The following is a 12,317-nucleotide window of genomic DNA, read 5'->3' on the forward strand; positions in this document are numbered from 1 at the left end:
GCCCCCCCCCGCACCGGACCGCCCCGCTCACCCCGTCACCCAGCGAAACCCCCCATCTTGCGGAAGTCCCAGGACACCACCGCATCCGGAACCAGCCGCAGCCACGCGTGCCGGCCGTCGTGCGGCATTTCTTCCAGCCCGAAGTACTTCGTGGCGAACAACCGTTCCGGCCTGCCCAGTTCCGGGCAGGCGTCGCCCGTCCGTGGCACCTCGCCGACGATCTCCGCGCGGCCGCTCAGCTCCGCCCCGCGCAGTTCCCCGTAGTCGTGCCCGTCGTCGACGGCCACCGCGATCCGGGGGTCCTTGCGCAGCTGCGCCCACCGCTTGCTCCGGGTGACCGAGTACAGCCAGAGTGCCGTGCCGTCCCAGACGAACCACAGGGGGCCGATGTGCGGCGTACCGTCCTCGCTCACCGTGGCCACCCGGCAGGTGCGCTGCTCTGCCAGGAAGGCGTCCAGTTCCCGCGGTGTCATCATGACGCGGCGCCCGCGCCGCTGTGTGCCGGTCATCCGTCGACCACCTCCGCTGTACGGCGGCCGGGCGCGGCCCGCACCGGCCTGTCCGCGTGTCGGGAAGCATGCTGGGGTGTCTTCCTTACGGACGCAATGGCGGTTACGCTCGCGCGGCCCGCGGCGGTACGACCACTGACCAGGAGGGCCGATCCGATGCCATCAGGCGCGCGCCTCTTCGAGCTGACCGATCCGGCGACGACGGCGCTGCTCACGGTCGAGTGCCAGCGCGGGATCGTCGGACCGGACAGCGCGCTGCCGGAACTCGCCGACGCGGCCCGCACGTCGGGTGCCCTGGCCCGGGTGGCCCGGCTGACCGCCGCCGCGCACGACGTGGGCGTACAGGTCCTGCACGCCGTCGCCGAGCGCCGCCCCGACGGCCGGGGCGCCAACCGCAACGCGCGCCTGTTCGCCGCCGCCGAGCGCCTGCCCGTACAGCAGCTCGCCGGTACGACCGCGGTACGGATCGCCGACCCGGTGCCCGTCTCCGAGGACGACCTGATCGTCCGCAGGCTGCACGGCCTGTCACCGATCGCCGGTACGGACGTGGACCCGCTGCTGCGCAACCTCGGCTGCCGGACGCTCGTGATCGTCGGGGTGTCGGCGAACGTGGCGGTCCCCAATGCCGTCTTCGACGCGGTCAACCTCGGTTACACGGCGGTGGTGCCCGCCGACGCCATCGCCGGCGTACCGGCCGACTACACCGCGGCGATGGTCCGGCACACCCTCGCGCTCGTCGCCACGGTGACGACCACCGAAGACCTGCTCACCTGCTGGAAACGCCCCCGCCGGTCCCGGCCCGCCGCCGGGTGAACCGCCCGGCCGTCGCCGACGGGCGGCCCCGTCAGCCCAGTTTGATCGCTCCGCCCTCCACGCTCACCTTGGCCGCGGGCAGCCCCTGCGTGGCGGGCCCGTGGCGGACGCTGCCGTCGTCGATGGCGTACTTGCTGCCGTGGCACGGGCAGTTGATCGTGCCGCCCGCCACCTCGTTCACCAGGCACCCCTGATGCCGGCACACCGCCGAGAACGCCTTGAACTCGCCCGCGGCGGGCTGCGTCACCACGACCTTGCGGTCCTTGAAGACCTTGCCGCCACCCTCGGGGATGTCCGCGGTCCTCGCCAGCACGTCCCCGGCCGCGCCGCCCCCCTTCGACGCGCCGTCCCCGGCTCCGTCACCCCCGGCCGCCGACGACGATGGCCCGGACGGTGCGGACGACGTGCTGTCGCCGTACCCGTCCGAGCCGTTCCCCGCCGAGCCGTTCCCGCACGCCGCGAGTGCGGCGGCCAGTCCCGCCGCGCCGGCCGCCGCGACGACCGTACGGCGTCCTGTTCCCGCGTCCGTCCGCCCCGTCGCTGCCTGCTGGGTCATGATGTGCCTCCGGCTCTCGGTGCCTGTTCCAGGCCCGTGGGCGCCGCGTCCGTCCCGTGAGCGGTGCGCGCCACGTGGTCCGTGCGTCCCATGGGCGTTGTGGAAGTTCCATACGGATACGGAGCCACGGCCGTTCAGTTCCCGCCGCGCGCGCCGGGCAGAACTCCCATCCCTGCTTAGCGCGCCCCGCAGCAGATGAAACCCCGCCCAGCGCGCAGCAGATCACGCCTTGCCCAGGGCCTCCCGCAGGAAATCGCGTTCGAAACGGAGCAGGTTCTCGCGGACCGCCGGGTCGCCCACCGAGTGACCGGCTCCCGGCAGCGGCAGCACGCTGTGCTGCTTGCCGGCGGCCAGCAGCTCCGCGGAGAAGCGCAGGGTGTGCGCGGGCGCCACGTTGTCGTCCGACAGCCCCTGGACGAGGAGCAGCGGACGGCGCAGCAGGTGGCCCGAACCCACCAGGGAGGAGCGCGTGTAGTGGTCCGGTGTCTCCAGGGGATGGCCGAGGTAACGCTCCTTCCAGTGGGTGTCGTACAGCCGCTGGTCCGTGGGCGCGGCGCCGGCGACCGCCGCGTGGAAGACGTCGGGACGGTGCAGGACCGCGGCGGCGGACAGGAAGCCGCCGAACGACCAGCCGCGGATCGCCACCCGTGTCAGGTCCAGGCACGGGAAGCGCGCGGCGGCCGCGTGCAGCGCGTCGACCTGGTCCTCCAGTACGGGCGTGAGCTGGTCGCCGTGAATGGTCTTCTCCCAGGCCGGGCCCCGGCCCGGGGTGCCGCGCCCGTCCGCGAGCAGTACGGCGAAGCCTTCCTCGGCGAACCACTGCGCCACACAGACGAACCACTCGCGCGCCTGTATGGCGACCTGGATGCCCGGCCCTCCGTACGGGCAGAGCAGTACGGGCAGCTTGCCGCCCGCGTCGCGGTCGTACCAGGACGGCAGGTACAGCGCGCCGCGCAACTCCCTCTCCCCGAGGACGAGATGCTCCGGACGCGGAGTGACGACCGGATCTTCGCCGAGCGAGGCGATGCTTCCGTACGGGCCGCCCTGCCCGCGCTCGTGAACATCGGCCACCGGCCCGTCCGGTGTGAGCCCGGTCAACACCACAGTGCCGCCACCGACCACGGCCGTGAACACCCCCGGCTGCTCGCTCAGCCTGCGCAGGCCGTCCTCCGGTTCCCACCGCCACACATGGGTCGTCGTCGGCTCCTCACTGGCGGTGAACCACACCTCCTCGCCCACCACGGCGACGACCTCGCGCACCTGTAGTCCGGGCGGCGTGACGGTACTTCCGCCCACCCTCAGGTGCCGCGTCCCGGGTGTGTCCTCGGGCAGGACCAGCGCTCCCGAAGCCGTACGGGCCGGGGTCCCGGGCACGATCTCGACCCAGGCGGCGTCGGTGCGCTCGTGCAGGACCCCGGTCGCGCCGGTGGCCTCGTCGACCGCCAGTGTGCGCAGCGTGCGCTGATCCCGGCTCTGTACGCCGACGAGCGGCCCGTGCCCGTCCCAGGCGGCGCTGACCAGGTACTCGTACGCGGCCCGGTCCCAGCCCACCTCGACACGCGGCGTCTCGGAGCCGTCCACCGCCACGATGTGGAGCGACACGTCCGCGTTGGCCGTCCCCGCCGAGGGGTACGGGACGGCGCGCGGCGCCTGCTCCGGGTGCGCCGGGTCGCTGATGTAGCGCCGTGCCACACCGGAGGTGTCCGCCCTTGCCACCAGGATGCGGCGGCTGTCGGGCGCCCACCAGTAGCCGCGTGTGCGGCCCATCGACTCGCTCGCGACGTACTCGGGCAGCCCGTATACGACGTCCGGGCCCTCCGGGGCGGCCAGTTGCCGGTCCTTCCCGTCCTCCAGGCCGACGACGTGCAGCGCGCCCCCGGTCACGTACGCGACGTACCGCCCGTCCGGAGAGGGCCGGGGATCGACGGCCGGCCCGGCGGCCGGTACGGGGAAGGGGGCGCCCCCGTCCGTACGGACCGCCCACAGCGCGCCGGACAGCGCGAAGGCCACCACACGCGCCGCCGCGTCGGTCGCGTACGCCACCACACCGGTGGCATGCTCACGCGCCCGCTCCCGGCGGGCCCGCTCCGCCTCGGGCAGCCGGCCCTCGCCATCCGGCTCCCCTCCCAGCGACGCCGGGTCGACGATCACCCGCTCCGCCCCGTCCTCGTACAGCCACAACCGGCTCACGGGATCGCTGCCGCCGCCGGTACGGGTGAACAGCACCCGGCGCCCGTCCGGAGAGACGCTGAACCGGCGCGGCACCCCGAGGGAGAAGCACTGGGTCAGCGCGAACTGGCGGGGGAAAGCCGAGGCATGTGAAGTGGCTCCGGCAGGTACGGAATGGTCTGAAGTGGCCTTGGAAGAAGTGGAAGCGGTCCTGGACAATCCGGAAGAGTCATCAACAGCCGTCATGACGGGACTCTTTCATTCCGTCCGTCCCGGCTTCCACCGCTTTCGCCGCCCGGCCGCCGACGGCGGAAACCCGCGGGCCGGCCGCGGCACGCGCAGGCCGTACGGCACGACGAAGCCCCGCGGACGGGGGAACCGCGGGGCTTCGTAGGACAAGTGTACATGTATTCAGGTGTTACGCCCTATCGGGCACGATGGTCCTCTTCCGGGGGGCTTGCGGCGCGCCGGAGCGGGGCAGAGCCGGAGCGGGTCAGAACAGGCCCGGCAGGAACCCTCCGCGTGCGGTGCCCGAGCCCAGCAGATGGGGCCAGTCGAGCACCTCGGGCAGGGCGTCGAGGGACAGGACGACCGCCCCACCGGCAGCTTCGGCGTCGGTGCACCAGGCGGCCATCTCACCGGGCCCGCCGGCCCCATAGGCCCCACCGGCCGCGCCGTCTCCGCCTCCGCTCCCACCACCTCCGTCGATCACCGGCGCGACGTAGGAAGGGAGCATGATCCCCTCCTCACCGGGCCCGTCCACGACGCACAGGGTGAGCTTGGGGAGGATGCTCCAGCCGTCGCACTGGGGTACCGCTCCGTCGGGCGCGGTCAGGACCGGCAGGGCGTCGTGCACGGGGGCTTCGGACAGCAGGAGTACGGGAGTGGCACCCCGTATGAACAGGGTTTTCTCCGGGTCGAGCAGCATGGGGCCACTCTTTCAGGCCCGCCGGGCCGACAGTGCGCCGGGGCGGGGAACCGCGGAACGGCCTCCGGGCGCGGCCGCTCGTACGGTCACTGCGCCGTCATCGCGGCGTAAGCGCCCGTTGCCAGGCTGAGGCGCGGCGCAGTGCTCACCAACTGCAGCGCATGCTCACCAGCTAAGGAGATGCTCGTATGCGATCCAGACGCGTAGCGGTCACGGCGGCCCTGACGGTGGCGATGTCCGCCGCCCTGCTGTCGCCCATGGCCCACGCCGCCCCGGCGGCCCGGTCGGCGACGGTGGCGGCGTGCTCCTGGAGCCCCGAACTGCTCACGGTGCCCGCGCGCTACACCGGAGGCGGGCAGATCACCGCCGCCGACAGCCAGGGCGGATACGCCGGTACGGGAGCCATCACCTATTCGTGGGGCACCACCACCCGCAAGGTGCTGCGCTGGAAGGGCGGCCAGGCCACCGAGTTCGCTCACCCGACGGGCCTGGCCCAGCCGGAGGTGACGGGCGTCAACCGCGACGGCACCGTGGTGGGCGACGTGAACGCCGAAGGCCTGGAGCGGCATGCCTTCCGCACCCGCGACGGCAAACTGGAGAGGCTGCCCGAGCCGCCGGGCACCACAGGGTCCTGGGCGACCGGGATCAACGACGCCGGCGACATCGTCGGCCACGTCGCCGTGCTGGTCCGGCAGGGCATCGAGGAGTACTACGTGCACACCGCGGTGCTGTGGCCCGCGAACGCGCCCGGCACCGTCGTCAAGCTGTCGGGCGGCCTGCCGGGCACCGGCCAGACCAAGGCGACCGGCATCGACCAGGACGGCACCGTACTGGTGGAGCACATGAAGACCAGGACCGACGCGTTCGACCCCGCAGCCCTCTACCTGTGGCGCGAGGGCAGCGCGCGCAAGCTGCGCCTGCCTTCCGGTACGGCGGTGGTGCACGGCAACGGCATCTCCAACGGCCGGGTGGCGGGCGTGACCCAGCCCTCGCCGGACGCGGACGGCCAGGGCGTTCTGTGGGACCGCGACGGCACCCCGCTGCGCCCCGAACACAGCGCGAGCGTCAACTCCGTCAACCGCTCCGGCCAGTCCGTCGGGTGGACCGATGGCGGTGACGGCGACGCCGTATGGCAGCTCGGCCGCCGTACCGCCACCCTGTCGGGCGCCCTCGGGCTGAAAGTCTCGGCGGACGACGGCGCACTCGCCGGCTGGAGCCGCCCCGACGGCGGGAACGGCGGCAACCAGCCGACGGTGTGGCGCTGCCGTTGACGCCATGAGCGGCTATGCGGGTTCTCCGTGAGCTGCGGCCCCTGGAACCCCCGGAATTGCGCGCATGCACCGGGGGGACAGGGGGCCCCGAAGCGACAGGGTCAGGCTTCGGCGTACGGCAGCCGTTGCATGGGATAGGCCTTCGAGCGCACGACAATCCGCGCTCCTCGCTGCCGCGGGGCTCTCCTACGGAGCGCACGCTCCCGTAACTCCGGCCACGGAATAACGGACGGCGCACCGGCCTATCCCACCGCCGCCGTCCGAACCCCCAATACGACGAGCACCGCTCCCGCCAGACGACTCGTCCCACGCCGGAACCGGGGCGTGTCGATCGCCGTACGCGCGGCCGCAACCACGGTCGTCCAGAACAGCAGCCACACGAGTACGACCACGATATGCGCGAGGGCAAGGGTCGCAACCTGCGGTGCGATCGGTCGGCCGGGCGTGAGGAATTGCGGTACCAGGGTGAGATAGACCGAGGCGGCCTTCGGGTTGAGGACGTTCGACCACAAACCCTGCGCGAACCCGCCGAGCCGAGTCCACGGCAAACGCCACCGCGTCCGCCGCCGTACCCCGGTTTCGGCCTCTCGGCCCGCCGTACGCCACGTCATCACGCCCAGCCAGATGAGACAGCCGCCGCCCAGGAGCTTCACCACCGTCAACGCCTGCGCCGACGACATCACGAGTGCCGACAACCCGACCGCGGCACACGCCGCGTGCACCAGGAGCCCACCCGCCGAGCCGAGCGTGACGAGCACGCCGTCCGCCCGCGAACCGGCGATCACCTGCTGCGTGACCAGGGCGAAACTGGTGCCGGGAAGCAGAGTGAGGGGGATGACCGCGGCCACGAACCCGAGTACCTGATGCCACTGCACACCATCGAACCTATCGAGGCCGGAACTTCCCCCTCCTCAACCCTGCCGGTACCCCGTAAGAAACCGCCCGATCCTCCCGATCGCCGACTCCAGCTCATCGGCGTGCGGAAGGGTGAGAATGCGGAAGTGGTCGGGGGACGGCCAGTTGAAGCCGGTGCCCTGGACGACCTGGATCTTTTCGCGCAGCAGCAGGTCCAGGACGAACCGCTCGTCGTCGTGGATCTTGTGTACGGCGGGGTCGATGCGTGGGAACGCGTACAGTGCCCCCTTCGGTTTGACGCACGACACGCCCGGGATCTCGTTCAGTTTCTGCCAGGCCCGGTCGCGCTGCTCGTACAGCCTGCCGCCGGGGGCGGTCAGCTCGCGAATGGAGTGCGGGCTGCCGAGCGCGGCCTGAATGGCGTACTGCGCTGGCGCGTTGGGGCACAGGCGCATGGAGGCCAGCATGGTCAGCCCCTCCAGGTAGTTCCGTGCGTGCTGCCGCGGGCCGGTGACCACGAGCCAGCCCGAGCGGAACCCCGCCACCCGGTACGTCTTGGACAGGCCGCCGAAGGTCAGTACGACCAGGTCCGGGGCCAGGGACGCCGCGGGGAGGTGCTCGGCGTCGTCGTAGACGATCTGGTCGTAGATCTCGTCGGCGAAGACCATCAGCTGGTGCCGGCGGGCGAGGTCGAGCATCCCGTCGAGGATCTCGCGCGGGTAGACCGCGCCCGTCGGGTTGTTGGGATTGATGATCACAAGGGCCTTGGTGCGGTCCGTGATCTTCGAGGCCAGGTCGTCGAGGTCCGGGTACCAGTCGGCGGACTCGTCGCACAGGTAGTGCACGGCGCGTCCGCCGGCGAGCGTGGTCACCGCCGTCCACAGCGGGAAGTCCGGCGCGGGTACGAGGACCTCGTCACCGTCCTCCAGCAGCGCCTGCACGGCCATGCTGACCAGCTCGGAGACGCCGTTGCCCAGGAAGACGTCGTCGACGCCGACCTCGGGAAGGCCCTGCGCTCGACAGCGCTGGGCGACCGCGCGCCGCGCGGAGAGGATGCCGCGCGAGTCGGTGTACCCGTGGGCCCGCGGCAGCATCCGGATCATGTCCTGGACGATCTCCTCCGGCGCCTCGAACCCGAACAGGGCGGGGTTGCCCGTGTTCAGGCGCAGCACGCTGTGCCCCGCCTCCTCCAGGGCGTTGGCGTGCTCGATCACCGGCCCGCGGATCTCGTAACAGACCTCGCTCAGCTTGCTCGACTGCCGGAATTCCATGCGGTGGCCTCCCAGGGCTTCGTTGCGTACTTGGTTTTACCAAGTAGGAGCTTGGCAAGTCCAATGTCTTCTCTAGACTGCTGCCATGCCTCGCCGCCGAAGCTATGACCACTACTGCGCCGCCGCCCGGGCCCTGGACGCCGTCGGCGACCGGTGGACCCTGCTGATCGTCCGGGAACTCCTCGCAGGGCCCCGCCGCTACACCGACCTCCACGCCGACCTGCCCGGCATCAGCACCGATGTCCTGGCCTCCCGCCTGAAGGACATGGAGCGCGAGGAACTGGCCGCCCGCCACCGCCTTCCCCCGCCCGCCGCCTCCTACGTGTACGAACTCACGCCTCGGGGCCGGCAGTTGCAGCCCGTCCTGACCGCACTCGCGGAATGGGGCGCACCGGACCTGCCGGACCGCCGGCCCACCGACGCCGTCCGCGCGCACTGGCACGCCCTCCCGCTCCTCCGTCTGCTGACCGAAGCGGCGGGCGGCCTCGCGGGCGTGGTCGACGTGGTGCTCGACTCGGGGACCTTCCACCTGCGTACGGGTGGCGGCTTTCCGCTGTACGGCGACGGGGTGGCGGAAAAGGCCGATGCGCGGGTCACGTTGCGGTCCGACGCTTGTGAAGCCCTTGTCGGCGGGCGGCTCACGTTCGGGGAAGGGGTGGGAACCGGACGGATCGAGGTGGAGGGGGAAGGGGAGTTGGCGGAGCGGCTGCGTGCGGCGCAGTGATGACGGCCCGCCTTCCCCGTGCAGCGATGCACCTGCCGCGCGGCGATGGCCCCTGCCGTACGACGTGCTCGCTGCCGCACGGAGATGCCCTCCGCTGCACCTGACAAGACATACGTGCACAAATCCCGCCCATGCGCCAGAATTCCGGCATGCGAATCGTGATTTTGAGCGGTGGAGAGAGCACGGAACGAGATGTCTCCCTTGCCTCGGGGCGGTCGGTGGCCCGCGCCCTGCTGGAGCGAGGACACGAGGTGGTGGTGATCGACCCGGCCGCCGCGGAGCCGGTTCTGGCCGGGCCGCTGCGTCCCGGTGACGCGGTCGACGCGGTGGCGGTCGGCAAGGAACCGCCGTCCCTGTCGGACCAAAAGCGACTGCGGGAGCGCATGCACGCCGCCCTGACCGGCGGCCCGGTTGTGGACCTGCTGCGCGAAGCGGAATTGGTGTTCCTGGCGCTGCACGGCGGCTGGGGCGAGGACGGGCACGTGCAGGCGCTGCTGGAAATGGCCGGCGTACGGTTCACGGGCGCGGGCAGCGCGGTGTGCGCGGCAGCCTGGCACAAGGGGCGGGCGCAGGCCGTGCTGGGCGCGGCGGGTGTACCGGTGGCCGATCGGGTGCTGTGGCGGCCCGGGGTGAACGGGGAGGCGGTACCGCACGACGTACGGCGGCTGGTTGAAGCCGGCCCGGTGGTCGCCAAGCCGGTCGCGGACGGTTCGAGCGTGTCGGTCCACCGGGTGGACTCGCTGTCGCAACTGGACCAGATCGCGGCCGAGGTACGCGCAGGTGGCACCGAACTGCTGGTGGAACCGTTCCTCCCGGGCCGGGAGTTCACCGTCGGCGTGGTCGGCGGCCAGGCACTCCCCGTCATCGAGATCGAGCTGACGACACCGGTCTTCGACTACGCGGCCAAATACCAGCCCGAAGCGGTCAACGAAGTGTGCCCGGCACAGATCCCGGCCGACTTCGCCTCCAGGCTCCAGGACCTGGCCGTACGCGCTCACCGGGCCCTGGGATTCGGCAACGGCACATACTCACGCGCCGACTTCCGCAACGACGCGGCCGGCACACCGATGTGCCTGGAAGTGAACGCGCTCCCGGGATTGACATCGGCGAGCCTGCTCCCTAAGGCGGCGGCCGGGGCCGGCTGGGATTACCCGGAGTTGGTGCAGCGCATTGTGGATCTGGCGGTGCGTTCGTAAGCGTCGCGGGCTCTCCCGGCCGGCCATGCACCCGCCGGACCGCACCGAAAGAGCCGACAGCGGTTTTTGGACAGGTAGTGGCGCGATTCGTTCAGGTAACTTCCCGGGTTACGTCAACCGAGTAATTCGCGGCGGAGACGGGCCGGAATTGCTGGAATGGGTCCTTCTCGTTTTACCTACGCTGCGTGGGAAACGGCCGCGTTCCGCTGACCGAGTGTGGCCGTGCGTTGGTCACTCTGGGGTGTGGCGCAAGCCACATTCCCCGCGAAAGGTGCGCCGTGAAAGGTGCATATGGCGGCATGTTGCCTCGTCAGAGGTGACTCTGTGGAGTGGAATGAAATGTTCGACGGTTGCACCACAATGGTGTGACATTGCCATCTCACTACCAACTGTTGACCTTCGTCAGTTGCTGCCCATAACCTTCCGGTCATTATCGGCGCCGCTGACCACGGAACGCCGTGGCCGGGCCTGGATTGGCTCTCAGGTGCCCGATTCGAATCATGGGGGAGCTCGTGTACGACGTCATTGTTGTGGGTGCCCGCTGCGCCGGCTCGCCGGTCGCCATGCTGCTGGCGCGACTGGGGCACCGGGTCCTCGTGGTGGACCGGTCCTCCTTTCCCAGCGACACCGTCTCGACGCACTACATCCACCAGGCGGGGCTGCTGAAACTCCAGGAGTGGGGCCTGCTCGACGAGGTGGTGGCGGCGAAGACACCGGCGCTCCGCACGATGCACTACGCGTACCGGGGGATCGAACTCACCGGCTTCGCCGACCCCGTCGACGGGGTGGACGCCGTGTACTGCCCGCGCCGGACCGTGCTCGACGAGATCCTGGTCAACGCCGCGCGCCGGGCCGGTGCCGAGGTGCTGGAGAGCTTCACCGTGTCCGACGTGATCGCCTCCGACGGCCGGGTGACGGGCATCCGCGGCCGGGAAGGGGACGGGCCGGAGCGGGAGTTCCGGGCCCCGCTGGTCATCGGCGCGGACGGCTTCCACTCCACGGTCGCCAAGAAGGTCGGGGCGGAGCTGTACAACGTCCGGCCCGCGGCCGGGTTCAGCTACTACTCGTACTACAGCGGCCTCGACTGGGGCCTGCACCACAAGACGGGCCTCAACGAGAGCTGGTTCGGCAGCTGGCCCACGAACGACGGACTGACCATGCTGGCCGTCATCTGCACCCGCGGCCGGCTGAAGGAATTCCGCCAGGACGTGGAGGCCGGGTTCCAGGCGGTCTTCGACGAGGTCGTTCCGGAGATGGGCGCCGAGCTGCGCGACGCCGGGCGGCGCGAGGAGAACTTCCGCCCGATGCGCTACCCGGACAACTACTACCGCCGTGCCCACGGCCCCGGCTGGGCCCTCGTGGGTGACGCCGGCTACCACAAGGACCCCTACACCGGCTGGGGCATGACCGACGCCTTCCTCCACGGGGAACTGCTCGCCGAGCGCGTCCACCAGGGGCTGTCCGGAGAACGGCCGATGGACGAGGCCCTGGCCGAGTACAACAAGGTGCGCGACGAGGAGAGCGCCGGTGTCTACGACTTCACCACCACGCTCGGCGAACTGACCGAACTCCCGCCGTTCTTCAAGGCGACGATGAGCGCGATGAGCGCGAGCCAGGAGTGGACGAACAAGATGCTGGGCCTGATCGGCGGTGTGGTCCCGGACTACGAGATCTACGCGCCGGACGCCCTGGAGCGCCTGTACGACGACGCGGGCGTGCCGCAGGACGAGCGGGTCTACGATCCGGCCGCCTGACCTCCCGGCCCCGGCGGCCGCACCGCGCGCCGCGGGCGTGCCGCGGGGCCCGGGAAGACCGCGGTGACCGAGCGGCCCGCACGACCGGAGCAAACGGGCACCGGATCAACGGGCACCGGATGTGCACGACCGGAGCAGGCGGGCGCCGGATGCGCCGGTGCCCCGCGCCCCGGGCGCCGTGGTCCGTATGGAGTGCATGACGGCCCGTACGGAGTGCATGACGGTCCGTACGGAGTGCGCCGCGTGGGTACGGGGCGGCCGAACGCACTGG

General features: G+C 71.3%; 11 protein-coding genes. 5 read left to right on the forward strand and 6 right to left on the reverse strand.

Annotated features, from left to right (window positions below):
- Positions 1-35 precede the first annotated feature (35 nt).
- Positions 36-509, reverse strand: a complete 474-nt coding sequence (locus tag ADK86_RS19245) for a pyridoxamine 5'-phosphate oxidase family protein (RefSeq protein ID WP_053697670.1) — start codon at positions 507-509, stop codon at positions 36-38.
- A gap of 156 nt (positions 510-665) precedes the next feature.
- Here ADK86_RS19245 and ADK86_RS19250 point away from each other — a divergent pair, with 156 nt between their 5' ends.
- Positions 666-1,322, forward strand: coding sequence for a cysteine hydrolase (locus ADK86_RS19250; RefSeq protein ID WP_053697671.1), 657 nt, complete (start codon positions 666-668; stop codon positions 1,320-1,322).
- 31 nt (positions 1,323-1,353) lie between these two features.
- Here the strand turns inward: ADK86_RS19250 and ADK86_RS19255 are convergent, their stop codons facing one another.
- The 3 genes from ADK86_RS19255 to ADK86_RS19265 all read right to left on the reverse strand — a co-directional run bounded on the left by ADK86_RS19255 (position 1,354) and on the right by ADK86_RS19265 (position 4,975).
- Positions 1,354-1,878 (reverse strand): Rieske (2Fe-2S) protein, encoded by a 525-nt coding sequence (locus ADK86_RS19255; protein ID WP_053697672.1) that lies wholly within the window; start codon positions 1,876-1,878, stop codon positions 1,354-1,356.
- A 222-nt stretch (positions 1,879-2,100) separates the two neighbouring features.
- Positions 2,101-4,104: a prolyl oligopeptidase family serine peptidase gene (locus ADK86_RS19260; RefSeq protein ID WP_324611403.1), complete on the reverse strand. Its 2,004-nt coding sequence runs from the start codon at positions 4,102-4,104 to the stop codon at positions 2,101-2,103.
- 436 nt (positions 4,105-4,540) lie between these two features.
- Positions 4,541-4,975, reverse strand: a complete 435-nt coding sequence (locus ADK86_RS19265; protein WP_053697673.1) for a hypothetical protein — start codon at positions 4,973-4,975, stop codon at positions 4,541-4,543.
- Between the two features lie 188 nt (positions 4,976-5,163).
- Here ADK86_RS19265 and ADK86_RS19270 point away from each other — a divergent pair, with 188 nt between their 5' ends.
- Positions 5,164-6,246 carry a hypothetical protein gene (locus tag ADK86_RS19270; protein WP_053697674.1) on the forward strand — a complete coding sequence of 361 codons (1,083 nt, stop codon included), beginning with the start codon at positions 5,164-5,166 and terminating at the stop codon, positions 6,244-6,246.
- A gap of 242 nt (positions 6,247-6,488) precedes the next feature.
- Here the strand turns inward: ADK86_RS19270 and ADK86_RS19275 are convergent, their stop codons facing one another.
- Complete coding sequence (locus ADK86_RS19275) at positions 6,489-7,121, reverse strand: LysE family translocator (protein WP_053697675.1); 633 nt, start codon at positions 7,119-7,121, stop codon at positions 6,489-6,491.
- Between the two features lie 36 nt (positions 7,122-7,157).
- Positions 7,158-8,372, reverse strand: coding sequence for a pyridoxal phosphate-dependent aminotransferase (locus ADK86_RS19280; protein ID WP_053697676.1), 1,215 nt, complete (start codon positions 8,370-8,372; stop codon positions 7,158-7,160).
- Positions 8,373-8,457: 85 nt separating this feature from the next.
- Here ADK86_RS19280 and ADK86_RS19285 point away from each other — a divergent pair, with 85 nt between their 5' ends.
- From ADK86_RS19285 to ADK86_RS19295, 3 genes are all read left to right on the forward strand, one after another.
- Positions 8,458-9,096 (forward strand): winged helix-turn-helix transcriptional regulator, encoded by a 639-nt coding sequence (locus tag ADK86_RS19285; protein ID WP_053697677.1) that lies wholly within the window; start codon positions 8,458-8,460, stop codon positions 9,094-9,096.
- Positions 9,097-9,245: 149 nt separating this feature from the next.
- Positions 9,246-10,292 carry a D-alanine--D-alanine ligase family protein gene (locus tag ADK86_RS19290; RefSeq protein ID WP_063789037.1) on the forward strand — a complete coding sequence of 349 codons (1,047 nt, stop codon included), beginning with the start codon at positions 9,246-9,248 and terminating at the stop codon, positions 10,290-10,292.
- A 500-nt stretch (positions 10,293-10,792) separates the two neighbouring features.
- The gene (locus ADK86_RS19295) at positions 10,793-12,046 is read left to right on the forward strand and encodes an NAD(P)/FAD-dependent oxidoreductase (protein WP_078952117.1); all 1,254 of its coding nucleotides are present in this window, start codon (positions 10,793-10,795) and stop codon (positions 12,044-12,046) included.
- Positions 12,047-12,317 lie beyond the last annotated feature (271 nt).

Source organism: Streptomyces sp. NRRL F-5755 (assembly GCF_001279365.1).
Taxonomy (GTDB): domain Bacteria; phylum Actinomycetota; class Actinomycetes; order Streptomycetales; family Streptomycetaceae; genus Streptomyces; species Streptomyces rimosus.

What these genes read in the sequence shown, in the direction of transcription:
- ADK86_RS19245 (WP_053697670.1), bottom strand. Translation starts at nt 509, where the DNA reads ATGACCGGCACACAGCGGCGCGGGCGCCGCGTCATGATGACACCGCGG.
- ADK86_RS19250 (WP_053697671.1), top strand. Translation starts at nt 666, where the DNA reads ATGCCATCAGGCGCGCGCCTCTTCGAGCTGACCGATCCGGCGACGACG.
- ADK86_RS19255 (WP_053697672.1), bottom strand. Translation starts at nt 1,878, where the DNA reads ATGACCCAGCAGGCAGCGACGGGGCGGACGGACGCGGGAACAGGACGC.
- ADK86_RS19265 (WP_053697673.1), bottom strand. Translation starts at nt 4,975, where the DNA reads ATGCTGCTCGACCCGGAGAAAACCCTGTTCATACGGGGTGCCACTCCC.
- ADK86_RS19270 (WP_053697674.1), top strand. Translation starts at nt 5,164, where the DNA reads ATGCGATCCAGACGCGTAGCGGTCACGGCGGCCCTGACGGTGGCGATG.
- ADK86_RS19280 (WP_053697676.1), bottom strand. Translation starts at nt 8,372, where the DNA reads ATGGAATTCCGGCAGTCGAGCAAGCTGAGCGAGGTCTGTTACGAGATC.
- ADK86_RS19285 (WP_053697677.1), top strand. Translation starts at nt 8,458, where the DNA reads ATGCCTCGCCGCCGAAGCTATGACCACTACTGCGCCGCCGCCCGGGCC.
- ADK86_RS19290 (WP_063789037.1), top strand. Translation starts at nt 9,246, where the DNA reads ATGCGAATCGTGATTTTGAGCGGTGGAGAGAGCACGGAACGAGATGTC.
- ADK86_RS19295 (WP_078952117.1), top strand. Translation starts at nt 10,793, where the DNA reads ATGGGGGAGCTCGTGTACGACGTCATTGTTGTGGGTGCCCGCTGCGCC.